This is a genomic window from Alteromonas sp. AWQ4_252, assembly GCF_056158205.1.
Genome location: NZ_JBSWSV010000001.1, coordinates 1,962,130 through 1,987,987 on the forward strand (window position 1 = coordinate 1,962,130; position 25,858 = coordinate 1,987,987).

Genomic DNA, 25,858 nt, shown 5'->3' on the forward strand with positions numbered 1-25,858 from the left:
ACGTGTTTTTGAATTTATCCAGCACTACTCAAAAGTTAACTTGGCTATTCTTATTGCAATGTCTGCTTGTTCCTTCTGCGCTTGCCGAACTTAAAAAAGTGGACAAGTTAAAAGCGGCTTACATGTATAATTTTACGAAGTTTATAACATGGCCTGTTAATACCGCTCCTGCCCGCACGTTTTGTGTGCATAATAATCCCGAATTGCTGGACTTCCTCAAAGCATTGGTAGGATCTCGGGAGCAGAACAGTGTTTCAATAAAAGTCGTTGATACACTCAGTACCGACACCTGCAGTATAATATATTTAACTGATAGCCAAGGGCTGCCAGATGATTACCTTAATCAAGCCGTCTTAATATCTGATATCGACAGTGTGCAGCAAGCACCAACTGTTTTCCGTTTCTACGAAGACAATCAAAAGCTGCGTTTTGAAATCGACTTAGCTCAAGCAAACCGACTGAACATAAAAATCAGCGCTAAGCTGCTCCAGGTTGCGAGGCTGAAAAAATGATTCGTCGCTCATCGTTTTTCACCAAACAATTCATTACCGTTTTAACAGTAAATTTTTTCTCGCTGTGCTTAGTCGCAGGCATTCTGTATACCAATTTTGTTGATGATTATAAAAACAATCTGGTTGCAGTTCTTGACAACCAGTCGACACTGCTTGCTTCTGCTACCAGTACTTCAGTGCTATTCAGCGATACAAATACAATACAGGAATTGCTTGTCGCCGCCTCTAAATTGCCGGCTGTCCTAACTGCCACAATTGTGGATGCGGAGGAAAATCTGCTTGCCAGTTATACTATGAGTGATATCAATGATTTAAAAACATTAACTTTGTTAGATGAAGGTGCCACTTTCGAGCAGAACGTCATTTACTATCGCAAGGCCATAATGTTCGACAATGATGTCATTGGACATTTAGTTTTAAGTGCCAGTACGAAATCTCTGAAAGAACAACAACGACATGCCACTTATGTCGTTTTAAGCGTATTAGCGCTAAGTATGCTCGTAACTTACATTTTGCACTGGCGCTTGCAACGTATGCTGAGTAAACCACTCCAGCAACTCATTGCGCTAGTAAAATTTGTCGGTAAAAATCGTGAATATTCGAGGCGCATTCCAGACCAGAGGAGCGATGAGCTTGGCGAGTTATTCAAAGGTGTTAACCATATATTGTCGACGGTTGAAAGCCACCAAACTCAGTTACAAGCGCATAATCAAGAATTAGAAAAGCTTGTGGATCTGCGCACGCGTCAGCTGTATCAAAGAGCAAATTACGACGCCTTGACACAATTACCTAACCGTCACCTTTTTGTTGAAAAACTCGACAAGGCTGTTGAAAAGGCCAACAAAACAGGGGCGTCGCTGTCGGTTCTGTTTTTAGATTTAGATAGATTCAAGCTTATAAACGATACTTTAGGCCATGATGTGGGAGATGAAGTCCTTATAGTCGTTGCCAATAAGCTAACCAGGCTCATCGCCGGAGAAAATTGCGTGTGCCGTTGGGGCGGTGACGAATTTGTCATTATGTTAGAAGGTGTTGCAGAGCGCGATACCCTTGTCACCATCTCTGAGCAAATTATCGAGAGCTTAAGCGAGCCCATGTCTGTAAATGGAAACCAGTTGCATATTTCTACCAGCATCGGCATAGCATTGCATCAACAGAATTTTGAAAAAGGAATAGAGCTTCTAAAGCATGCTGACACCAGTATGTATAACGCCAAAGAGAAAGGACCAGGCCATTACAGTTTCTTTAGTATTGATATGCTCGAAGACTCTCTGGCCAGGCTTGCCACTGAAAGTAAAATTAGGCAGGCAATTAAACTTGGCGATGTTTTTAGTCTTGTTTATCAGCCACAGGTGAGATTAGATAATGGAGCTATTATAGGTTTGGAATCATTAATTCGATGGAATGATGATGGCAACTTTATTCCTCCTTCAACGTTCATACCCATAGCGGAAGAGGCTGGCCTTATTAACCCTTTGACTACCTGGGTCATTGAGAACGCTTGTCGCCAAATTCAACAGTGGAAAGCGGATGGGGTAAACCTTGTTCCGGTGGCTGTTAACTTGCCCGCCAGTTTTCTGATCCAGCTTGATTGTGCTGAACAAATACAAGAAGTGTTGTCTCGATATGATATATCGCCATCATTACTCGAAGTTGAACTTACTGAAAACAGCTTTATCGGATCAACCGAATTTGCGTTAACCTCCCTTAAAAAACTTAAAAAAATAGGGATAAAAATATCCATTGATGACTTCGGTACCGGTTATTCGTGTTTAAGTTACATAGGCCGTTTACCTATAGATAAACTTAAAATAGATGGAAGCTTTGTCTCACAGCTGAGTAAATCTGATGTTAATGATGGCATTGTGAAAACCATTGTTATGCTTGCGAAGAGCCTGAAATTAACTACTCTAGGCGAGTGTGTGGAGACAAAAGAACAAGAAACAATTCTCGCTCAATTAGGTTGTGATGCCAGTCAGGGATATCTGCATTATAAACCACTGCACAGTGAGGAAGTGAGTAAACTGTTGCGATAAAGTTGTACCCGGACTTTACGCTGTCATCGCGGATAACCGGTTTATCCGGTATGGTTGAGTGTGAAATGAGGCATAGCGGAGAAACAGTGACAACAAAGCAACTGCAGATAACAGAATTAACCCTTTATCCAAACGGGATCCCCGGTCAAAAATCCCACACGCCAACAGAATTTCAGGGGAGTGGAGGTATAGATGATCGCTCCATTGTCGCCGTTGATAAGCCCGAACTGACGATGATTGCTCCTCCTGTTGCGAGACGCAATGGCGCAGCAATTCTCATTTTACCAGGAGGGGGCTATGAACGGCTGGCCATCGATAAAGAAGGGTTTAACGTTGGACGCCGCCTTGCTGAATCAGGCATTACCGCGTTTGTATTGAAATACCGGATGCCACTGACGGAGATCATGGATAATCCAATATATGGTCCGCTACAGGATGCACAACAAGCGATAACGCTAGTGCGTCAGCACGCAGAAGGTTGGCAAATCGATGCAACCAGGGTAGGGGTTATGGGTTTCTCTGCCGGTGGGCACCTGGCTGCCACTCTGGCAACGCATTTCAGGCAACCGGTAAATAAGGCACATCACAAAAAAGTCCTTCGTCCTGATTTCCAAATCCTCATTTATCCTGTTATCTCAATGAACCAAGGTATTACCCATGCGGGGTCGCGACAAAGTTTATTGGGCGAGTCGCCCCGTGGTGATTTAGTTTCCGCATTTTCTGCGCAGAACAATGTGACTACAAACACGCCCCCAGCTTATATCGTACATGCTAATGATGATAAAGTCGTACCGGTTGAGAACGCCTTGCAATATCATGCTGCACTTGTAAATAAACGGGTTCCTGTTCAGATGTTACTGTTGCCCGATGGTGGGCATGGTTTTGGAATGAATCACAGGTCTGACTGGTTTGGCAATATGCTTGAGTGGATGGAAAACTACGGTATTGTAACGTTCAAGCCGACAAGGAATATATGCGCGAGCTTATGAAATACCCCCCAGCGATTAGATAACTGTCTACTGGGAGGCGTGTTCAGACTAAAGGGCGTGACTGTTTAATCAGTACATTTCACCGCCAAGCTGTCATTTTTCATGGGTTTAATTGCTACATCTGCAATACTTAATTCAACAGCCGATGCACTGGCTATTTCCAGTGGGACCACCAAACCAGTAAAGTCGATGCCTTGTGCGGTAAAACACGCCGTGGGAATGGAAATAGTTTGCCATTTATTTGCAGGAATTGCCCCAATAGCGTCGGCAATATCAATACTGGCAGAACAGCTTCCCGGTGCATCACCTTCACTCTCACAGTTCATTTTCACGTGTAGCGGACCGGTGATGTCGCTGTGACGGTTAACGCTTAAAGATAATGCAGAGTCTTCTGCCACATGAGAGCTTACGTCTTCTCTAAAGTAGCTTTTGCTGGCAAAGCGCACGGAAGCAGGTTCGCTACCATCGAAGGTCAGGGTTCTGGCATCTTCCTGAATCACTTTGTCACTGGTGCGGTATGTCAGTGCGCCTACTTTATGGGTACTCGCGTTTACACTCAGTAATTGGTCACCCGACTGAAGCCACAATACCCATGGAGCTTGAACCGCGCCGTCAAGCAGCGTAAGAGGCTGTCCGGAGGTTACTTGTTGAGCAAGTGTTGTATCAAGATCATCAACAAGCACATTGGAATCTTCTAAGCTCAAACCAAAACCAATAGGCAATAAGGGGGCGTAATCTTCATCGCCAGTATTTACCACCTGAGAAGGTGTGGCAGGCCATGAGAAAGGCAGTCTGCCGGTAAAGTCATGTTTGCCGAAGAGTACATCAGCAACGGCAGCACCTTCAGAGCCTGGCAACCACGCTGCCACAAATGCGTCAGAGGCGTTTAATTCAGGGTTAACCCACATAGGACGGCCGCTAATAAACACAGATACAACCGGGATACCTTCGCTTTTGAATTTCTGCAGTAGAGCGAGATCCCGTTTATCGTTTGGTTGATATACGAGGGTTTCTCTGTCACCGTGACCTTCTGCATAGGGCTCCTCACCAAACACCACTATTGCTACATCTGGTTTATCTGTGTAACTACCATCTTCGGATAGTGTGGCATTGCTACCCACTTCGTCGGCGAGTGCGTTAATACCGTCAAAAATCGATGAACCACCAGGGAAATCGTCATTGGTGTTGTTGGTGCCTTGCCAGGTAATGGTCCAGCCACCGGATTGCTTGCCAATATTGTTGGCTGCATCACCTGCGACTAAAATCTGTTGGCCCGATTTAAGTGGCAATACCTGCTGCTTGTTCTTGAGCAACACAAGGGATTCTCTTACCGCCTGGCGCGCCACTTCTCTGTGGTCCGCGTGTCCAATCAAACTGCGGTTGCCGGAAAGCGGACGGGCAGCCGGACTTGGTTTTTCAAAAAGGCCAGCGCGCACTTTAACCCGAAGAATACGGCGTACGGCATCATCGATTCGGGCTGATGATATGGTTCCGTCTTTCACTTGTTTTATAGTGGTATAGTAAAGTTGCTTCCAGTCTCCAGGCACCATGAAAATGTCCAGGCCGGCATTGATGGCCTGGGCACAATCATCGTTTGTACAGCCCTTTATCTGGCCATGACCATTCCAATCTCCAACCACAAAACCATCAAACCCCATCCGCGTTTTCAGAACGTCGGTAAGCAAGTATTTGTGACCATGTAATTTTTCACCATGCCAACTGTTGAATGATGCCATGACCGATTGCGCACCTGCGGTTAAACCACCCACATACCCTTGGGCATGAATATCGAATAGTTCCTGTTCACTAGCAATGTTGTCGCCCTGGTCGTCACCACCAACCGTTCCGCCGTCACCCACAAAGTGTTTTACGGTACTGATCACCCGTTGGTCGCCAAGGAAGTCTGCATCAGCGGAGCCTTGCAGGCCTTTTACAACCGACGCGGCATACTCACGGACAATCTCAGGGTTCTCGGAGTAACTTTCGTATGTGCGGCCCCACCGATCGTCTTGCACTACAGCAACAGTAGGAGCAAATACCCAGTCTATTCCTGTGGCCATTACTTCTTTGGCTGTGATGTGGGCAATTTCTTCCATCAATGCCGGGTTGTTTGCAGCACCCAAACCGATATTGTGAGGAAAGAGGGTAGCGCCTAGTACGTTGTTGTGACCGTGTACCGCGTCAGTGCCCCACATAGTGGGTATGGTGGAACCATCCAAACTGTCATCAATTGACGCTTGGTACATGTCTTCGGCCAGTTGGATCCATTCTTCAGGTGTAGCTTGTTTGTTGCCGTTAGGAAATGAGCCGCCTCCATTGAGGTACGAGCCAAAGCCGTATTCCCGCATTTCTTCTACGGTGATATTGCGAATTTCAGGTTGGATCATTTGCGCTATTTTTTGTTCAAGTGTCATCGTGGCCATTACAGCTGACACTTTGTCTTCAACGTCTTTAGAAGGCTTAATAGCAATATCGAGCGCTGGCCAGATTTCAGACGCCTTACCTTCGTCGGCGCTCTGGTTAGCCATATTGTGGGGTGAGTCAGAACAACCCGCCAGCATCATCACGGCTATGGTTGAAGTGAGACATTTGAGTTTCATTGTGATTCCTCGTGCAAAGATGGGTGTACTCGGCTACCGACTAAGCCGTAATACGCAATGTAGAAATAGCATAAAGCAGGAAGTAAAAATGACAGTGTGATACCCAGACTGTCGGCCAGCATGCCTTGGAAAAGGGGAATAATGGCACCGCCAACAATGGCTAAACACAAGATGCCAGAACCTTGGGGAGTGTCTTTGCCCAACTTTTGTAGTGCAAGGCTAAAAATAGTAGGGAACATTATGGAGTTAAATAAACCTACGCCAAGAATGCTCCACATGGCGATACTGCCAGTCGTGCTCACTGAGACCACGATTAGCCCTATGGCAATTAGTGAATTGAAAACCAGTACAGTACCGCCCGGTATTTTTTGTAACACTAATGCGCCTATAAAGCGCCCGACCATGGCGCCGCCCCAGTAGTATGCAATCATTTTAGACGCCTGGCTTTCAGACAGACCCATGACTGACGTATCTGCGAGGTAGCTGACAAGTGTACTACCAATGGCGACTTCAGCACCTACATACATAAAAATACCGATAGCGCCTAACACAAGGTGTTTGTGTTGCCAGGCTCCACCTGAAAATAACCCTGCACCATTATTTTCGTGGTGAAGTTTGGGAAGTTTAAGGAACACAAATGTCATCGCCAGTAGCAGTAGGGCCAGGGCAAGAATGAGATAAGGAAGTTGGACGTCCGACGCAGTTGCAGTGCCTCCGTGTTCCCCCGTACTACCAAAAATGAGGTATGCACCGAAAAATGGCGCAATGGTCGTGCCTAGAGAATTAAAAGCCTGGGTCATTGTCAGGCGTGACGAGGCAGTTTTGGGGTCTCCCAGCGCACTGACATAGGGATTAGCAGAAACCTGCAAAATAGTGATACCTGAAGCGAGCACAAACAGGGCAAAAAGGAATAAGGCATATACTTCATATGCAGCTGCAGGGTAGAACAATACACACCCCACGCAGGCAATGCCCAATCCGAGTACGATACCCTTTTGATAGCCAATTTTGGATACGATCATGCCTGCTGGTAGCGAAACAATAAAGTAAGCGCTAAAGAAGCAAAACTGAATCAGCATTGCCTGGGTAAAGGTGAGATCGAAAGCGCCTTTGAGATAAGGAATGAGAATATCATTCAAACAAGTTATAAAGCCCCACATGAAAAAAAGTGATGTGAGGGCGAACAAGGCAAATCGATAAGATTGATTTGGTGGTGCGCCCGTTTCGCTTTTATTTGTAGAAATCGCCGGTGTTTCCAAAGCGTATCCCCTTTGTTGGCTATTTTTGTAATTAATGTTAACTTGATTCTTTGTAAGCGCTTTCAAATCTTGTTTTTGGTTTTGTAAGCGCTTACATTGGTAGGATAATTACACGAAGATAATACTTTTTCAATGTAAAAATAGTGTTATTTGTGTGCAGGATATAATTCGATGTGGTTAACAAACCGTAGTAAGCCCGGTGTTTCTGGCAACTTGCTTTGTTTACCATCTACGTATGGTCGGTGTGACAAGGCCTAAGAGCGTGTTTGTCTTTTATACAAAACATAGCGCATAGGTCAATACGCTCTAGTGTTCCGTCACAATAATCGTTACATTGTGTTAAAAACTATAACAGTCTCAATATTATGGCTACAATTTATCAGGTTTCTGAAACGGCGGGTGTGTCTTTAGCTACGGTATCCCGGGTAATGAATGGGCATGCCAGTGTCAGCGACAGAACACGCAAAAAAGTGCTGGATGCAATGGATACACTTGGCTACCAGCCAAATGCTATTGCCCAGTCACTGGCATCTAAAAGGACCAACAGTGTCGGATTACTGGTGTCAGAGCTGCATGGTTCTTATTTTGGCGATTTAATGAGTACGGTGGAAGGAACGCTAAAGCAAAATGGCAAGCACGTTATTATAACTGCCGGTCACGTAGACGAACAGAAGGAACTCGATGCAATCGATTTTCTTAAAAGCCGCCGTTGTGACGCCTTAATATTACACGCAGAGGCAGTTTCAGATTCATTCCTTACATCACTGAGTCAGGGCGATATTCCCATTGTCATAATAAATCGAATGGTTGCAGGTTTAGAGTCTCAGTGTTTCGTGGTAGATAATGAGCAGGGCGGCTTCATTGCCGCTAATACGGCTATTGAGCGCGGCCATACGCATATTGGTTACATCAGTGGGCCGCAATTTAAGAAAGATGCTCGTGACCGTTTAACGGGGCATATTCGAGCATTACGTGAAGCTCATATCCAAGATTGCGAGTCTTGGGTTTATGAAGGTGACTACCACGAATCGAGTGGTCAGACTGGTTTTCATGCACTAATGAAAGCGCATCCGGAAATAACGGCATTGGTTTGTGCAAACGATGAAATGGCGTCGGGTGCCATGGACGCCGCCAGAGATGCGGGGTTTAGCATACCGGAACAGCTTTCTGTTATTGGGTTCGATAACGTACTTTTTTCACGCTACTTGTATCCTAAGCTGACTACCATTAATAACCCTATTAAAGCCATGGGCGAAATGGCAGCACAGTGGGTGCTTGATGAGATTTACAACATCAAACGATTCGACACCATAGAGCACGTCTTTTTACCTGAACTCGTTGAACGCGGGTCATTAGGGCAGCCACCAGATGCGTAGAATGGTATCACCAACCTTGTTTTACACCCTTGTCGTAGCGTTGGGCGGCTTCATTTTTGGCTTCGATGCCAGTGTGATATCCGGTGCCATAGGGTTTATCGACAAAGCGTTTTCGTTAAGTCCCTGGCAACAAGGGTTTGTCGTCAGCTCGCCCACGCTGGGAGCACTAGTCGCAATGGCGTTTGCAGGCGTGGTGAGTGATGCGCTGGGACGTCGCACCACCTTGTTATGTATTGCCTTACTGTACCTTTGCTCGGCTATAGCGTCTGCTTTAGCGGTGAGTTATACCATGTTAGTGGTGGCCCGGTTTGTCGGCGGTATGGCTTTTTGCTCTTTAGTTGTTGCTCCTGTGTATATTGCCGAAATTAGTGAGCCCGAAAAACGGGGAAAAATGGTGTCGGTAAACCAACTTAATATCGTTCTCGGGTTCGCATTGTCGTATTTCAGCAATTATTTCTTTCTTAATTTGAGCGAAAGTGAAATGGGGTGGGTATCTTCTCTGGGTATTAGCGAGGCACCTTGGCGATTTATGCTTGGCCTGGAAATTATACCGGCATTGACGTGGTTTACATTGCTTTTCTTTGTGCCAGAAAGTCCCCGTTGGTTACTGTTGAAAGGGCAAAAGGATGCCGCTCAGCAGGTCATCAAACGTTTGTTTTCAGGTGAAGCAATGAGCCGACAGTTTGATGTCATCAACGCTTCTTTGAACGAACGCGAGTGGCACTGGAGGGACAGTTTACGGTCCTTGGTCTCTCCCGCATTGCGTTTTCCTCTGGCTATTGGCCTCATCCTTGGCATTGCGCAGCAGGTAACGGGTATAAACGTTATTTTCTTCTATGCACCCACCATCTTTGAACAGAGCGGTGTAGGGACTAATGCGGCTTTCGTTCAAGCTATATGGATAGGCCTGGTCAATGTCCTTTTCACGGTACTCGCCATGTACACGATCGACCGCTGGGGTCGCAAGCCTCTGCTTATTTCGGGCCTTTGCGGCGTAACACTGAGTATGGCCGTATGCGCGTACGGGTTTAGTCAGGCTGTGTTTTATCTCGGCAGTGACGTAGTAGCTGAATTAGCGGTAATCGCCCCTGAATTCACCGAAGTGTTGGCGCCAGTTGTCAATGTCACGTTCAATTCTGATATAGCTTTTAAACAAGCGCTCGAATCAACGGTAGGTGAGGCAATGTTGCAACAACATGAGGCATTGCTGCTGAGTAAAAGTATCAACATGAATGCCCCGTTAGTATTATTCGGTATAATGGCATTTGTGGCTTCATTTGCCATGTCATTAGGGCCGGTGATGTGGACGATGCTGGCGGAAATTTTTCCCAATCAGTCACGAGCATTGGCGCTGTCTTTGGTGGGGGTGGTAAATGCTCTCGCCAGTTTTTTGGTTCAGTTTATTTTTCCCTGGGAGCTAGCACAGTTTGGTGCAGCATTTACCTTTGCCATCTACGGCTTGCTGGCATTGATCAGTTTGTTCCTCGTTATTCGCCTCTTCCCCGAAACCAAAGGGTTATCGCTGGAGCAGATCACCAAGAAGCTTGGCTGAATTTAGTCAGACGAAAACGTACGGCTTACAGTAGTTACCTGTTCTCTTAACCAGTTTATAGCGGCATCCTGTTCACTGTTTTCGTGCCAGTACATGTCGATATCCAAAGACGTTGTTTTGACAGGTACGGGCAGTAGTTCCAGGTCGTTGTCACGTAATTGTAAAGCCACAGACGATGGCACAGTGAGTAAAAGCGGTTGTTGTTTGAGAAGATACCTAGCGGTGTTGTAGCTTTGACACCGCAGAACCTGGCGTCTATGAACATTGCGTTGCTGTAAACTAATCTCTTCCACTACCTTTCCCGAAGCCCGGTGGCTGACCACAACGTGTTCTGATTGTAGGTATGTATCGAGGGTGAGAGGCAGATCTGATTTCTTCCGCAATACAACAAATTCATCCCGGCTGATGCGCTGGTGGTGAATAGGCTTTGACATTGGCCTGGCAACGTCAATGGCGATATCTGCCTGACCACTGGTTAAAGCACTTTGAATTTGTTGTCTTTCAAGAGCCTGGCACGCCAGTTCAATGCCCGGTGCCTTTGAGCGAAGCACACTAAACAAGGCGGGAACATACAAAGGTTCCAGCGCATCGTGGACCATAAGGTTAAACCTTTGCCGGCTATTCAGCGGGTCGAACTCGGTAAACTGTTGAAGCGACATTCGCACGGCGTTTAGGCCGGCTAATAGCTGAGGTGCCACCCTTCTGCACTGGCTGGTGGGTTGCATTTTGCCGTGACGACGTTCGAAGAGTGGGTCATCTAAGTATTCCCGCAAACGCTTTATCCCATGGCTCATTGCCGAAGGAGTAACATACAATCGCTCGGCTGCACGGGTCATGTTTTGTTCTTCGTACAAGGCTTCAAATACCCGTAACAAATTGAGATCTAATTGATGTAATTGTTTTTCACGCATAATTAATATTGTGAATGGTATTCATAATACAACTCTAATTAGTTTCACTTCATTCATCAATTGTTGATGGCTACACTGCGTTAACATTCGTTTACAGGATTTAAGATGAATTTCTCTCATTCTGAACAAAGTAAATATTATGCGGAAAAAGTAGGAACCTTCATCGAGCGCTATTTGTTGCCCGTGGAAGCCGAAATTATGTCGCGAAACCACAGGGAAAACGGCCATGGCGACTGGACGAAGTGGCGTGTAGACAACCACATTGAAGCGCTAAAAAAGCAGGCAAAAGAAGATGATCTGTGGAATCTGTTTTTACCAGATGCAGATTTGGGTCAGGGACTATCGTGTTTGGATTACGCGCCAGTGGCTGAGCAAATGGGGAAAAGTGTGCTGGCTGCGGAGCTATTTAATTGTAATGCGCCGGATACGGGAAATATGGAGGTGCTTTATCATTTTGGCTCTCCAAAGCAAAAGAATACCTGGTTGACACCATTACTGGCTGGAGAAATACGTTCTGTGTTCGCGATGACCGAGCCTGATGTAGCTTCTTCAGATGCAACGAACATGGAGACTACTATTGTTAAGCGTGGCGACAAGCTAGAACTTAACGGTACAAAGTGGTGGACAACTGGTCTTGGCCATCCCCATGCAAAAATTGCAATTGTGATGGGATTGTCTGATGATTCTGCTGACAAGCACGCCCGTCACAGCATGGTACTTGTCCCTTTGGACACACCGGGAGTCACTATAACCCGTATGCTGACCGCCTACGGCGATTACGATGCCCCTCATGGTCACGGGCAGATGCATTTGCAAAATGTTACTGTGCCTGCAGACAATGTCATTGCAGGGCTTGGAAAAGGGTTTGCAATAGCACAGGGGCGCTTGGGGCCAGGGCGAATTCATCATTGTATGCGTGCAATCGGCGCTGCTGAACGGGCTCTTGCTCTTGCGATCCAGCGGGGGATGACAAGAAAAGCATTTGGGCAACCTATCATTCAACTGGGTGGCAACACTGAGCGCATTGCAGAAGCGCGGATGAGAATCGATCAAGCCCGCCTGCTAACCCTTCATGCGGCATGGAAAATTGATAATCTGGGAGTAAAAGCGGCCATGACGGAAATTTCTGCTATCAAGGTTGTGGTGCCCAACATGCTGCAGGACGTTGTTGACATGGCGATTCAATTACATGGTGGGGCGGGTATGAGCGCTGATTTCCCCCTTGCAGGTTTCGCAGCGATGGCCAGAGCTTTGCGGTTAGCTGATGGTCCTGATGAAGTGCACAAAGCCATGGTGTCCCGACTGGAAGTAAAGAAGTACAGGGCACAGTTGGGTAACAAGGCAGGGCAATAACATGGAATCGAAAAAAGTACTGATAACTGGGGCTGCTTCCGGGCTGGGCAAAGCAATGGCGTTACGCTGGGCACAAACAGGCGCACAGGTGGTCATCGTCGACATCCATGACGAGCGAGGAAAGGCTGTACAGGAAGAACTGTCTAGTCAAGGTTGGGATATTCAGTATTTTCACTGCGATATATGCAGCGATACGGAAGTTGATGATTTAGCGAAAGAAATACAACAGCAATGGGGAGGACTGGATGTACTCATCAACAATGCTGGCGTTGCAACTGCCGGCGCGTTGATGGAAGAAGACATCACCCAATGGCAGTGGGTACTGGAAATCAATGTGCTGGGTGCTGTGCGTATGACCCGGGCTTTTTTACCCCTGCTCAAAGTAAAAGGCGGGTACATTCTTAATGTGGCATCACAAGCCGGGATCACAGCTGCGCCAATGATGGCATCTTACAATGCCAGTAAAGCGGCTATCGTTAGTTTCTCTGAAACCCTCAGGTTGGAACTGATTGATGCAAATATCGGTGTGAGTGTTCTATGCCCGGGGTTCTTTAAAACCAATCTCGATGAGTCTGTGCGCAGCGCTAACCCAGCAATGAAAAGTGTAGTCACCAAACTGCTGGAACGTGGTAGCGTTACTGCCGAGAATGTGGCAGATGTTGCCTATCGCGGTGTGCAAAGTGGTCAGTTCATGCTGCTAACCCATAAAGAAGGGATTAAGGCATTCAGAATAAAGCGGCTATTTCCCAACTACTATTTAAAAATGATGGCGAAGCTAACCCGCAGACTTCGTCAAATAGGGCGGTAACATTATGACAGAAAGTGCTATTGATCGTCCTGGAAAGGTTCGTGAAGGTGAAGCTCTCAATGTCGCCGCGGTGCATGAGTGGTTAAAACAGAACGTTGGTCACTTTGGCAATTCGCTACCGGATGTAAGCCAATATTCAGGTGGTGCTTCTAACTGGACTTACCAACTGACTTACCCTGATAGTTCACTTATTCTGCGTCGTGCGCCGGCGGGAACGAAAGCAAAAGGAGCACACGATATGGGGCGGGAGTATCGTTTGCAAAAGGCGCTAAAGCCAGTGTATCCACTGGTTCCGTCTGTACTTGGCTTCTGTGATGATAGCAGTTGCACGGGCAGTGAATTCTACGTCATGGAGAAAATAGCGGGTATTATTCCCCGCAATCGTTTTCCCCGTGAGGTGTCAGTATCAAAACAGCAAGCTGAAGCTTTATGCAACGCACTTATCGATAGTCTCGTAGCCTTGCACAAGGTTGATATTCGGCAGGCGGATTTAGCTTCCCTGGGTAAAGGGGAAGGCTACATTGCACGCCAGATTACAGGCTGGTGTTCCCGTTATCAAAAAGCGAAAACCTGGAACGTTCCCGCAGGTCATAAAGTGATGCGTTGGCTGGAAGAAAACATGCCGGCCAGAGAAACCATTTGTCTGACCCATAACGACTTTCGTTTTGACAATATTGTGCTTGATCCCAGTGATATAACCAGGCCGCTAGCGGTACTGGATTGGGAGCTCGCCACACTGGGTGACCCGTTGATGGATGTGGGGAATGCCCTTGCATACTGGGTTGAACCCGGTGATGACTTTCTCGCTCAGACTACGCGACGTCAGCCCACGCACTTAGCGGGCATGATATCCCGTAAGGAATGGGTGCAACGATATACGCGCAAAATGGCCATAGACATCGGGGATTTTCGTTTTTATGAGGTGTATGGGTTATTTCGTCTCGCAGTTATCGCACAGCAAATTTACTATAGATACCACCATAAGCAGACGCGAAACCCGGCATTTAAGCGCTTTTGGATATTTGTCCACTACCTGCTGTGGCGATGTCAGCGTGCAATAAATGGCAAATTGCTGTAGTTAGCTATTTGTGTGATATTTAAGTGATAAACGAAGAGAATATACATGAGAAAAACAATAATAATTACCGGAGCAAGCTCTGGGTTAGGGCGCGGAATGGCGTTGGAATTTGCCAGGCAGGGTTGCGACTTGGGGTTGTGTGCTCGACGGGTCGACAGACTAACTGATCTGCAGCAAACCCTTCTGCAAATTAACCCTGACATTAAAGTATCGGTAAGGGCGCTGGATGTGAATGATCACGATTCTGTGTTTCGGGTGTTTTCAGCATTTAAAGATGAGTTTGGCGTAATCGACAGAGTCATCGTGAATGCGGGAATGGGAAAAGGTGCATCGGTGGGAACCGGCTTTTTTGAGGCTAACCGGCAAACTGCAATGACGAACTTTGTTGCGGCACTAGCGCAATGCGAAGCGGCAATGGCTATATTTCGTGCTCAGGATCACGGACACCTGGTGACAATTTCTTCAATTAGTGCAGTGCGCGGCTTTAGACGGGCGATGACAGTGTATGCAGCAACAAAAGCAGCCATTACCTCCTTGTCAGAAGGGATCCGCATTGATGTGCGAAACACGCCCATTAAAGTTAGCTGCGTTCATCCTGGTTTTATCCGCAGTGAGATAAATGAAAAAGTTAAAAAAGTCCCTTTCATCGTGGATACAGAAACGGGATGCAAGGCTATGGTGAAAGCCATTAACAAAGAAAAAGCCAACAGTTATGTTCCGACCTGGCCGTGGGCCTTGCTGCACTGGGTTCTACGCATAGTGCCTCAAAGCGTAATTGCGAAAATGAGCTAGCCTGAAATATAAACACTTGAAGCTATTTTGACGTACAGCGCTAGCAGTAAGAAAGTTATTAAAGGCGCGTTCCTCATGCTGGAATAGTATTATATTTTTAAGTGCCTAATGAGTACTATGAAACATAAAGATCGTTTCGAGTAGTACTATGAAAGCGACGTATTTTCTGGCTCGACATAAAGTGCCTGCCATGCCCTTAGTTTGGTTTCGTATTGGCTTTTGTTTGTTGTTGTACGTCTTCCCTCACCATGTCGTAGCGGGGTGTATTACTTCGACTTCAAAGGAATCTCTCCCACCTTCTATTCCTGTTTCCCAGGGCGAGCATCGCGTTCTTCTGCATTGTCACTTAAAAGTACAGGAAGTACTTAATTTTCGACTCGACGTTGCGAGAAATGCCATAGCTAACAGCTCTACGGGCGAAGAGTTTCCTGTGTTAAATAGTGCTAGCAAAGCCTTCTTACTGCCAGTGGGTGACTACGATGTAGAGTTGATTCTCGACGTGCAACGAAGCCGCTTTATCCGTCCACGGTTAGATTCGCTATCTGACTTTTACGACCGGGAACACATGCACTTGCTGATGATGAGTGGCTTTTTGGGTTTTTGTCTGGCACTGGTTATATTCGTTGGGGTGTTAGGGCGCAGTATGCGCAATGCCGGGTTTTACGCATATAGTGCGTATGTTGGGTCGGCAGGCCTGTTCTTTTTTGCTCAGGAAGGCATGTTGAACATCGTCCTGCCAGGAATTGTGTGGGCAAACGATGTAAGGCTGAAATTATTCCTTGCCGGGCTCACAGTATTTACGGCGATGGGGTTTATTATCCGCCTTTTGGATCTTGGCCGTTTATTACGCAAACCATTTTTCCACCTTCTCCGCTCGGTTGGTTCGATAGTTTTGGCTTTAGCTGTGTTACAGATCCTGCTACCCGAGAATCTCACGTTGCATTACAGCAGTATAATGGGGATGTTTACGCTCGCTGGAATTATTGGAATTACTGCGGCCACTTCATACGCCGTCAAAATGCGTGTGCCTGCCGCAACTCTGGTTCTTATTTCACTGGTGTTGATGTTTTTTTCTATGTTGCTGCGTCTCTACCTTCATGATGTAAGCCCTTTTCTACACCGCTATGGTTTGGTCATTGCGGTCACAATCGAGGCAATTTTGCTGGCAGTAGCGGTATCTGAAAAGGTGCGCCAGTTAAATATCGACCGAACCCGTGCATTTCGTGATGCCAGTTACGACAGTCTTTGTCCGGTTCTTAATCGTCGGGGATGGGAAACGGCGGCCGATAGAATGCTCGCCAGACATGCCAGGGAAGGTGGCGTTGTTACGCTGCTGTTTATAGATCTAGACCGCTTTAAGGATGTAAACGACAGGTATGGCCATGCAACGGGCGATGCGATGCTGAAGAAAGTCGCAGCGAGTGTTAAATCTGTGTGTCGGGAACGCGACCTTATCGGGCGCTTTGGCGGTGATGAGTTTGTTGTGCTAAGCCACAGCCGGGATCGGCAGCAATCACGACGTTTATTTGAGCGACTGCAGACCCAATGTCAGTCTTTCATGCTTAATACCGAAGGTGGTAGTGTGCGTATGAGCGCCAGTGTGGGCTGTTCTGTAGCAGATAAGCCCCATCATAGTATTCAAACTTTGCTACAAAAAGCTGATGCCAACATGTATGAACATAAACAGGCGTCCCGAAGTGTTTTAGTACCATGAATTTTCTGAAATTACTCGTTGACTTATCGTGGGTTCTGTTTGATATTTAAACAAAATTGATTGTAGTACTTGCCAGTTGCTCAGAGCAGGATAAATTTTGCTAAAGGGAACAGGCAATGGCGACGTCATCAGCTAACGCAAATAGTGCGAAAAAGCAGGCAGTAGTGGTAATTCACGGTATGGGTGAGCAACGCCCAATGGATACCATTCGCGAATTTGTTACCCATGTTTGGAAGCAGGATCCAAACCTCACCTCTCCCCACTTTTGGAACAAGCCCAGTTCAGTTAGTGAATCCTTCGAGCAGAGACGGCTTACCACAGACAGGCCACAAGCCAGCGGTAAAGAAGAACCCGTTCAGCGCACAGACTTTTTTGAGTACTACTGGGCTCACCGAACGGTAGGCACTAAATGGGAGCATTTTTGGGGCTGGATCAGCGCGTTACTTTTCTGTCTACCAAGCCGCTATGACAACCATGCCAATACGCTAAAGCCACTTTGGTTTATCCTGTGGGGGCTTATTATTTTCGGCTTTTTTCTCGCATTGTGGTGGCGTGATATTGCAAGTAGTTCGGATGATCTGTCGGGCCTGACCCTGACGTTTGTCTCAGCAGCCAGTGCTGGTTGGGCGTTCCTTGTGTCGAAAGCCCGCAGCTTCTTCACCCATTATTTTGGTGATGTGGCCCGTTACATTCAGGCAAAACCTGCCAACATAGCCATCAGACAAGCCATTCGAAAAGGCGGTGTTGAATTACTGGAGCGCATTCATCAAACCGGTGATTACGACAGAATTGTGCTTGTGGGGCATAGTTTAGGTTCCTATGTGGCCTATGACATCCTTACTCACTTGTGGGCTCGGCATAATAAATTTAAAGATCATAACGACGTTCCTACCCCCTTGAGCGAAGCCTCGCGTGAGCATTGCAACGGGTTAACAGAGCTTGCCAAAAGCTGTGGTACGGAAGCTTTCGATGCTGACACGTACTGGGAAACTCAGCGACAACTTTTCAGTTCACTTACCGACAACGACCCGGACAACAACTGGCTGATTTCAGATTTTATCACCCTGGGTTCGCCACTCACCTATGCCGATGTGTTGCTTTACAAAAATCAGGAAAACTTTGAAAAGCGCAAGCTGGATAGAGAGCTACCTACTTCTCCGCCGCTCACTGAGCACGGTGCCTGGTATTACGGTGGCGATGATAAATATTACCTGCATCACGGTGCAGTATTCGGGGCAGTAAAGTGGACGAATATTTACATGCCACACGACGGCTATATCAAGGGCGATTTAATCTCAGGGCCGGTAAGCCGAAACTATAGCTTTGAGGCGTTTGACGTGGCCAATGGCACCATGACGCCTCCCAGCGACATATCCAAAACCCCCATTGAAGAAATTGCTTTGGATTATTCAACAGTAAAAGATGGCTTCACCCACACGGCCTACTGGAAAAGTGCCGAAGTGCCTTCTGACAATGAACATTTAGCTGTGCTGCGCAAAGCGGTGGGGTTGTATTAACCCGGTCAGTGCATAATAAGGCTCTGAATTAATTGCTATTTTAATAACTAACACTTCTAGCGTAGCGGGATTGCTGCGGTACTGCGCTAATCACAACTTAACCAACTGTAAAGAGGATTTACTTTGAGTACCTTAAAAATATCATCCCTATCTAATGCCTTACCTGAAAAGCTCCAAGCCCCTGCACTGTTAACTGCGCTGATAAATTATCTTGGAGACGATGAGCTGTCTATTGAGGAGGAAGAACTCAAAAAGTTGCATGAAAGCATTGTCACGTTGACAAACAGTGAAAGTATCAATGCCGTAGCAACGTCGACAGAGACCACTTTAGAAGCGTTTATCCAGACCCTATCAGAAGAACGGCAATCGAAGATAAAGGAGAGCGATGAATATAAAGCGTTTCAGCGAGCGCTGTCGCTAATCAAACAGTTTACAACCAGTGTAAATGACACAACTTCAATTACTGAAAAAGAGATCGATTTTGATAAAAAACTCGACTCTTCTGGAAGTGAAGGCGCAATGTACTTATCTGTAGAGGGAGATACAGCATTCAATCTTCGGGTATTGAGTGCTGAGGAAGAGAAAATCTATCTGACTCCCCTCAGTGATAAACCTAGCGATGCATCTGTTGCGGCGCTTTATAGTGATTATCAGGTGATCAATCAGGATATTCGAGCGGGTTTAGGGATAGAGCTTGGAGGAAATGCCACTCTTAACGTTCTTTCTGTGGGCGCGTCTGTTGCAGGAAGTAAAAGCGTTGAAATAGACACATATTTTAGAGTGAAAGGTGACAAAGAGTTGGGCAGTGCTTTGTGGCAGATGTACAAGCGCCCTGTAAGATTTTGGTCCGTTGGTGATTTATCTTCGATGCTGGTGTCCGGTAGCCGCAAGGAAGGGTATTGTGCAGTTGAAGTTCGAGCTGAAGGTTCCATGACGGTCAAAGGAACCGTTTCGTTAGGTCAATCAATAGAATTTTCAGCAGATGGAAAAGATAGCTCGCCAGATGTTGATATTGCATCGAGCCTTGGAGTGTCCCTCGCCCGGGAGGTCTCTCAAAAGGGAGACACACTGGTCCGATTTACTAAAAACCTTGACGACAAAGTGGTCCTTGAAGTGCTGCTAAACGAAAAAGATAGCAGCTCAACTGTGTTGACTCTCAATGCAGGTGCAGAAATTACAGGGCTGGATAAAATTGCCTCAGGTACTGTGAAAAGGCTATTTGATGACGCCGATAAAGTAATTGATTTCCTTGAAGAATACCAGAACCCTGCAACGTCCTTGCAGGAGATACTGGAGAGCAAGCTTGATACGGATAAGGAATGGATGCAAAGCATTTTTACCTTAGTGACTGGTGAGACGACAGCCAGCGATACGATTGATAGCTTGTTGCTTGAAACGTTACAGGAGGAATTTGATAAAACACCTTTATCACTCACCACCGATAGCAATGAGCAAGCTAAAAAATTGCTGGAGAAGTTATTGTCTCGCTTTGCAGTAAATCTAGAGCCTGATTCTGGTATCGATACATCAATACTTACAGAGCATGCAGAGCAAGCGTTATCTGAGGCGATCTCGAATTTAAAAGGGATGGCGAGTGAAAAGTTAGATGAATTGAAAAGTGACCTCAATGATAAACTAGCACCTTTTTTTGAACCGTTAGAAACATTGGGCGGGAAGGTTAAAACAGCAGTTAAAACGATAGATACCGAAACTGCAGCGAAGCTTTCCATTATTCTTGACGGCTACAACACTTTTAAATCTAAAGTAACAAAGGCACTGGAAAAATCTGCGTCTATTAAACTCAAACTACAGATGGAGAATAGCAGGGAATCGACAGACTCAATAGGGCTTGGATATACAGCGATTATAGAAGAAGAGAATAGCCCCTTGGTTCAACTTTTCCTTCGCGCTGTCTTACTGGGTGATGAAAAGAAAGCTGCTAATTTGCTGTATCAGTTAGACGGTAGAGGGCTCACGATAATAGAACGAACTACGCAACTTCAAGCCCTTGAAAAGAGTACCACAACGCTAACCGTAGATATCTTTGACGTTCAAATGAAGAAAGTCATTGATGTAACCAGAGATCTGGTTATTAATGTAGACCCTACAGGCTGTATATCTATTGCCTACAAGTTTAAGGGGCAAGCAAGCGCGGAAGGCTTGGGGGAATCGAGAAAAACCCTTTTCAACCTTACCTATGATGTAGTTCGCCAAGCCATGTCACCTGAGCAATCAGGTAGTATTGGTTTCAGTTATATCAACACAGATGACAAGCTACATACACCTACTGAAATATATGCATTGTTAGCATCACTGGATTTATCCAAATCACAGGAAGGTTGCGATTTTAGTTCTCTCAGCATTCAGCCTATCGTGTCAGATCTCCGGGTAAGAAAAGCAATAGAGCGTTACAAGGCATTACTTACCATGGAGAAGTTTACGCCTTCAAGTAGTGTAGTGAGTATAAAGTTGCGGCCTGGTAATACGGCATTTGAAGCACTGTTAAATCTTGACCCAAATGCCATTACGGTTCTTGGAACACAAATTCAATTTAATTCAGTGCGTTATGCGCGAAGTCGAGAGCAGTTAGAGAAAATCTGTCAGCTTCACGGCAGTATGTATGAAGATCATCCGTACAAGTGGTTGCTCTTATACGAAGATGACAAAACTTTCAAAGATTACTATGTGGAAAATGTCATAGAAGACAGATTCAAAAGAAAACGGGATTTCGAGAAGTATCGTGATAGCTTTCGTGTAAAAGATGATAAGAAGGAATATGAGAGCTGGGATCTTGGCATTAAGCGATTGGTGACAACCTTGCAAGCTGTTTATTCGCTAGCACAACTGGGGCCTACGCTTCGCGAGGTAGCAGAGTCGACCAAAGGTATCGGCGATCTTAATCAAGCCTCAATGGATGATAAAAAGCAATTTCTAGCTAAAGTTAAAGAACATAACAAAACATTCGACGAAAAGCTTGGGTATTGGCTGGATGCTAAATCTGCAGTTGCAGATGTTATGGACGACATAGCTAATCGAATTGGTTTGAAATTGGTGGGTATAAACAGTCGAACACTTTGCCTGATGTACATGATTCAATTATCTGCGGCACAAGACAGTGTATTTGAAGTGCTTATAACGTTGAGCAATGCTAACGGTGAAGAAAAAACAATTATCGTATGAATGACGTAATTGTGCTGGAACAACAAAGGAAGCCAATCGGCTTCCTTTTTTTAATTTATTAAGCGTTCTCGTTAACCACAATGACTTTGCGGTGTGGGAACGGTATCTCAATGTTAGCTTCGTCCAGGGCTTTCTTAATTTGCTCAGGTACTGAGAAACGGATATCGAAGTAGTGTTCGCCGTGACAGAAAGGGCGCACAATAAAATCAACGGAACTGTCGTTGAGCGTAGATACTTCAACAAATGGTGCCGGATCTTTCAGTACGTGTGGGTGATCAGCCAGTACTTTGTCGATAACTGCTCGAGCAGCATCGGTATTTTCGTTGTAAGCAATACCAAAGGTCATGTCTACACCGCGTACTTCATGGTGTGAATGGTTCACGATTTGCTCACCCCAAATCTGACTGTTTGGAATAATAATTTGCTGATTATCAAATGTTTGCAAAATAGTGGTGAACAAGTCAATTTCTGTGACTTTACCAAATTTGCCTGCCGCATCAACGAAGTCGTTCACTTTATACGGGCGGAAAATAAGCAGCATAACGCCGGCAGCCAGATTCGATAGTGTACCTTGCAGCGCTAAGCCAACAGCTAATCCCGCGGCACCTAACAGTGCAATAATCGATGCTGTTTGTACGCCGAACCGGTTTAACACCGCTATACCTACAAAAGCCAGAATCGTGTACTTAGCCACACTGCCGAAAAACTTGAATAGGGTATCGTCTAACTGCGGGTGACGATTGGCGATAGAAACAATGAGTTTGTAAACCTTACCAGCTACCCATAACCCAATGATAAGGATAAGTAAAGCAAGTAGGATATTCGTTGCCCATGCAAGCGCGCCGGGCAAATATTGGTTTACGTCTAATGACGCGATGAAATCTTCCATGGTGTAGATTCCTCTGTTAATCAACAAGTGAATGAATGGACTGCTGCGTAATATCTCAGCTTGGTGGGTAGTTATAAGCTAACGACACATTGTTTAGTATTGTTAAAAAGTATTAAAATTTATATTTTTGGACTAAAGAATGAGAGAAAATCATGAAAAAACAGGCCTTTCTGAAAACCTGGTACTCTGTTAGGTATGTAAATTTATTACGGTAGGCTGGGAGAGAACCGAGTTTATCCCATCAATCGGAACATGATTGATGTTATAATACCCCGTTTAATAATGGTTATGGGAAAGGTAGTAACCCGGTGAAAAAATGCGATGTTGTGGTGATAGGAGCGGGAGCCGCTGGATTGTTTTGTGCAGCGCAGGCTGGTGCACGAGGGCGTAGCGTTGAAGTGCTTGACCACGCAAAAAAAGTGGGTCGTAAAATACTCATGTCAGGGGGTGGTCGCTGTAATTTTACCAATATGTATGCGGGCCCCGAAAACTTTTTATCGCAGAACCCTCACTTTTGTAAATCGGCACTGAGTCGCTACACCCAGTGGGATTTTATCAGCCTTGTTGCTGAATATGGCATTGCCTATCACGAGAAAACCTTAGGGCAGCTTTTTTGCGATGACAGTGCAAAAGATATCGTCGATTTATTACTAAAAGAGTGCGAAAAAACCGACGTCACCATCACTACGCGATGCGATATTCTGCAGGTGGAAAAGTCCGAGAGCGGTTTTGTTTTGTCCACGTCAAGCGGTGAATATGCTTGCGAGTCTTTGGTTGTTGCCACTGGCGGCCTCAGTATGCCAAAACTGGGCGCTACAACCTTTGGCTATAAGATTGCCGAGCAGTTTGGGCTGAATGTTTTACCCACCCGCGCGGCCTTGGTGCCATTTACATTGCATGATAAAGATAAAGAAACACTGGCAGAACTCAGTGGTATCGCTGTAGATGTTTACGCCAGTTGTAATGACACCACATTTAAAGAAGCCATGCTTTTTACCCACCGGGGCTTGAGCGGCCCCGCGATGCTGCAAATCTCCAGTTATTGGCAAGCTGGTGACACATTGAGTATCAATACACTGCCCAATGAAGATGCAGCAGAACTTATACAAACCGCACGAAATAACACGCCAGACGCGCTTTTAACAACCTGTTTAGCCAAAGTGTTTCCCAAGCGCATGGTGCAAAGTCTGGTCGATTATCACAATTGGCGAAATGTGCCGGTAAAACAGTTATCTCACAGTGAGTGCGGTGCTATTGCATTCACCCTGGAAAACTGGGAAATACAACCCAACGGCACTGAAGGATATCGCACCGCAGAAGTCACCATTGGTGGCGTAGATACCAACGAACTTTCATCAAAAACCATGATGGCGAAAAACGTCGATGGGCTTTACTTCATTGGTGAAGTGGTCGATGTCACCGGCTGGCTCGGCGGCTTTAATTTCCAGTGGGCGTGGAGCAGTGGTTGGGCAGCGGGGCAGGTGGTGTAATAGTTATTGACCTTAAAAGTCTATCCATCCCACTCTTTCATGTAGCTAAGGTTTTAGTTAGTGCTAATGTATGAAAAAAGTCATGACAGTGAGTTTTTTCTCCCACACAGGAATGCATAAACAATGAAATCTTTAAAAGCTCAAACCCAAGCCAAAGTTGATGCCGGCAGAAAGAACAACCCGGACTTTATGGCTGGTGTAGATAAAGAAATTGAAAAAGCGAAAGCCTTGCAGCAAGGTGAATTGGCGCTGCCGGTGGGTGAAAGAGCGCTACTGTTTACTTTACCGTCTCCCACTGGTGAGCAAGTTTCACTGCAAGATTATTTAGAGCAGGGGCCTGTAGTACTCACGTTTTATCGTGGAAGTTGGTGCCCGTATTGCAACTTACAATTAAACGCTTTAAAGCAACGTATTGATGATATTACCTCCCTCGGAGCCAAGCTGATTGCTATTAGTCCAGAACGACCTGATGGCACCCTTAGCGCTCATGAGATTAGTGAATTACCTTTTACTGTTTTGTCTGACCAAGACGCAAAAGTCGCTGCAAGTTACGGCGTTGCATGGCAAGTACCTGAATTTTTGCTTGAGCATATGCGCAAAGATCGCGGCCTCGATTTGCAAGAAATAAACAATGGGAATGCCACCATTTTGCCCATTCCTGCGACCTTTGTGTTAAATCAAAATGGAGAGGTTATATGGCGATATGTGGATGTGGATTACAGAACCCGCTCGGAGCCTGATGATATCATTAATGCGCTAAAAGCTATTTAAAAACGCAATAGATTTACATGTAATTTCAGGTGTTTTTGTTTGCATTTTTTGTCATGATAAGTGTCCTCTACTGAAACTACACCAAGTCTCGTGCTTTATGCATGAAATGGGTGAGTATTTACTGTCTTCCTGACAGGTCAACCACCAATAAAAAAGGCACCGAAAACGATGCCTTTCTATATGATTAAAGAAAAATCTAACTTGATATTATCTTTTAATGAGTTATTTGCGACGACGGAAGCCTAGCAAACCAATACTACTCAGAGCGAGAATACCTAAAGTAGCCGGTTCAGTCACATTGGCTTGAGGAGGTGCAATATCTTCTGTTATGCCAGCATACAGGACATCTGACTGACTATAATTATAAAAACCAAATGATCCGTCAGCAAAGCTTCCTGCGACATTTAATTCCAAGTTACCGTCTACAAATACCTGAACAAGTGACGATGTAAATACTAGGTCGAAAGAGTAAGTTGTATTGTCACTCCAGCCAGTGTTGCCTAATGTCGTTCCCCGTTGCAATTCCTCGAATCCTGTCGTTGTACCATGATTCCAAAATGACGAAACGTCCATGACATCAGTAATACGTGAGATAGCTAAGCCTGCAGTTGCGCTTCCATAAAATGTCTGATTGCCTTGTTTCCAGTCGATAAGCAAATAATCAGCGTTTGCATTATTAAAATCTCCTGCATTGTAACCTAAGACAAAACCGATGAAGTCGTCATCACTTGAGGTTTGAACAGTTATCTCCCCTGATAAAGACAATCCTTGACTATCAACACCACTGAAAAATACGGTTGGGTCACCATTTATAGATTGGTATACAGAGTCGTTGCCAGCTTGCAAAGACCAAGATCCTGCACCCTCAGCAGACCATGTACTTAGATCTACGAGTGCAGCCTGAGTTAAGGTGCTCAAGCAAAGGCCAGCGCCAAATACAAAACTTTTTAATTTAACGTTTTTCATAATTGTTCCTTAATTAATCTACAGTATCTTAAATCTAAGTATAATCACTGATTCAAACTGGTTTA

General features: G+C 45.6%; 19 protein-coding genes. 14 read left to right on the forward strand and 5 right to left on the reverse strand.

Going from position 1 to position 25,858, the window contains the following annotated elements; genetic code table 11:
• Positions 1-2: 2 nt before the first annotated feature.
• The 3 genes from ACXACM_RS08670 to ACXACM_RS08680 all read left to right on the forward strand — a co-directional run bounded on the left by ACXACM_RS08670 (position 3) and on the right by ACXACM_RS08680 (position 3,537).
• Entirely contained in the window at positions 3-512 is a 510-nt protein-coding gene (locus ACXACM_RS08670; RefSeq protein ID WP_474821119.1) for a YfiR family protein, read from the forward strand.
• Complete coding sequence (locus ACXACM_RS08675) at positions 509-2,548, forward strand: bifunctional diguanylate cyclase/phosphodiesterase (protein WP_474821121.1); 2,040 nt, start codon at positions 509-511, stop codon at positions 2,546-2,548. The genes ACXACM_RS08670 and ACXACM_RS08675 overlap by 4 nt, the downstream gene beginning before the upstream one ends.
• An 86-nt stretch (positions 2,549-2,634) precedes the next feature.
• Positions 2,635-3,537: an alpha/beta hydrolase gene (locus tag ACXACM_RS08680; RefSeq protein ID WP_474821123.1), complete on the forward strand. Its 903-nt coding sequence runs from the start codon at positions 2,635-2,637 to the stop codon at positions 3,535-3,537.
• Positions 3,538-3,602: 65 nt separating this feature from the next.
• Here ACXACM_RS08680 and ACXACM_RS08685 read toward each other — a convergent pair whose 3' ends face one another.
• Both ACXACM_RS08685 and ACXACM_RS08690 read right to left on the reverse strand, forming a co-directional pair.
• Positions 3,603-6,137 (reverse strand): glycoside hydrolase family 3 protein, encoded by a 2,535-nt coding sequence (locus ACXACM_RS08685; protein ID WP_474821124.1) that lies wholly within the window; start codon positions 6,135-6,137, stop codon positions 3,603-3,605.
• Positions 6,134-7,396 (reverse strand): sugar MFS transporter, encoded by a 1,263-nt coding sequence (locus tag ACXACM_RS08690; protein ID WP_474821125.1) that lies wholly within the window; start codon positions 7,394-7,396, stop codon positions 6,134-6,136. The genes ACXACM_RS08685 and ACXACM_RS08690 overlap by 4 nt, the downstream gene beginning before the upstream one ends.
• A 365-nt stretch (positions 7,397-7,761) precedes the next feature.
• On the opposite strand from ACXACM_RS08690, the gene ACXACM_RS08695 reads away from it, so the two are divergent.
• On the forward strand, positions 7,762-8,772 hold the full coding sequence (locus tag ACXACM_RS08695) for a LacI family DNA-binding transcriptional regulator (protein ID WP_474821127.1): 1,011 nt from the start codon (positions 7,762-7,764) through the stop codon (positions 8,770-8,772).
• The gene (locus tag ACXACM_RS08700) at positions 8,765-10,324 is read left to right on the forward strand and encodes a sugar porter family MFS transporter (RefSeq protein ID WP_474821128.1); all 1,560 of its coding nucleotides are present in this window, start codon (positions 8,765-8,767) and stop codon (positions 10,322-10,324) included. The genes ACXACM_RS08695 and ACXACM_RS08700 overlap by 8 nt, the downstream gene beginning before the upstream one ends.
• A gap of 2 nt (positions 10,325-10,326) precedes the next feature.
• On the opposite strand, the gene ACXACM_RS08705 is transcribed toward ACXACM_RS08700, so the two are convergent.
• Positions 10,327-11,235 (reverse strand): LysR family transcriptional regulator, encoded by a 909-nt coding sequence (locus tag ACXACM_RS08705; RefSeq protein WP_474821129.1) that lies wholly within the window; start codon positions 11,233-11,235, stop codon positions 10,327-10,329.
• Between the two features lie 105 nt (positions 11,236-11,340).
• Here ACXACM_RS08705 and ACXACM_RS08710 point away from each other — a divergent pair, with 105 nt between their 5' ends.
• The 7 genes from ACXACM_RS08710 (at position 11,341) to ACXACM_RS08740 (ending at position 21,677) form a co-directional block, all read left to right on the forward strand.
• Positions 11,341-12,588: an acyl-CoA dehydrogenase family protein gene (locus ACXACM_RS08710; protein WP_474821130.1), complete on the forward strand. Its 1,248-nt coding sequence runs from the start codon at positions 11,341-11,343 to the stop codon at positions 12,586-12,588.
• A gap of 1 nt (position 12,589) precedes the next feature.
• On the forward strand, positions 12,590-13,396 hold the full coding sequence (locus ACXACM_RS08715) for an SDR family oxidoreductase (protein WP_474821131.1): 807 nt from the start codon (positions 12,590-12,592) through the stop codon (positions 13,394-13,396).
• A gap of 4 nt (positions 13,397-13,400) precedes the next feature.
• A complete protein-coding gene (locus tag ACXACM_RS08720) occupies positions 13,401-14,474 on the forward strand; it encodes a phosphotransferase family protein (RefSeq protein ID WP_474821132.1) in 1,074 nt (357 codons plus the stop codon).
• Between the two features lie 45 nt (positions 14,475-14,519).
• Entirely contained in the window at positions 14,520-15,266 is a 747-nt protein-coding gene (locus ACXACM_RS08725) for an SDR family oxidoreductase (RefSeq protein ID WP_474821134.1), read from the forward strand.
• A gap of 148 nt (positions 15,267-15,414) precedes the next feature.
• Positions 15,415-16,980 carry a sensor domain-containing diguanylate cyclase gene (locus tag ACXACM_RS08730; protein ID WP_474821135.1) on the forward strand — a complete coding sequence of 522 codons (1,566 nt, stop codon included), beginning with the start codon at positions 15,415-15,417 and terminating at the stop codon, positions 16,978-16,980.
• Between the two features lie 116 nt (positions 16,981-17,096).
• On the forward strand, positions 17,097-18,497 hold the full coding sequence (locus ACXACM_RS08735; protein ID WP_474821136.1) for a hypothetical protein: 1,401 nt from the start codon (positions 17,097-17,099) through the stop codon (positions 18,495-18,497).
• Between the two features lie 123 nt (positions 18,498-18,620).
• Positions 18,621-21,677, forward strand: coding sequence for a hypothetical protein (locus tag ACXACM_RS08740; protein WP_474821138.1), 3,057 nt, complete (start codon positions 18,621-18,623; stop codon positions 21,675-21,677).
• A 58-nt stretch (positions 21,678-21,735) separates the two neighbouring features.
• Here ACXACM_RS08740 and ACXACM_RS08745 read toward each other — a convergent pair whose 3' ends face one another.
• Complete coding sequence (locus ACXACM_RS08745; protein WP_474821139.1) at positions 21,736-22,566, reverse strand: mechanosensitive ion channel family protein; 831 nt, start codon at positions 22,564-22,566, stop codon at positions 21,736-21,738.
• 308 nt (positions 22,567-22,874) lie between these two features.
• Between ACXACM_RS08745 and ACXACM_RS08750 the strand changes: the two genes are divergently transcribed.
• Positions 22,875-24,056 (forward strand): BaiN/RdsA family NAD(P)/FAD-dependent oxidoreductase, encoded by a 1,182-nt coding sequence (locus ACXACM_RS08750; protein WP_474821140.1) that lies wholly within the window; start codon positions 22,875-22,877, stop codon positions 24,054-24,056.
• A 123-nt stretch (positions 24,057-24,179) separates the two neighbouring features.
• Positions 24,180-24,827, forward strand: a complete 648-nt coding sequence (locus ACXACM_RS08755) for a peroxiredoxin-like family protein (RefSeq protein WP_474821142.1) — start codon at positions 24,180-24,182, stop codon at positions 24,825-24,827.
• Positions 24,828-25,049: 222 nt separating this feature from the next.
• Here the strand turns inward: ACXACM_RS08755 and ACXACM_RS08760 are convergent, their stop codons facing one another.
• Positions 25,050-25,793: a PEP-CTERM sorting domain-containing protein gene (locus ACXACM_RS08760; protein ID WP_474821143.1), complete on the reverse strand. Its 744-nt coding sequence runs from the start codon at positions 25,791-25,793 to the stop codon at positions 25,050-25,052.
• Positions 25,794-25,858 lie beyond the last annotated feature (65 nt).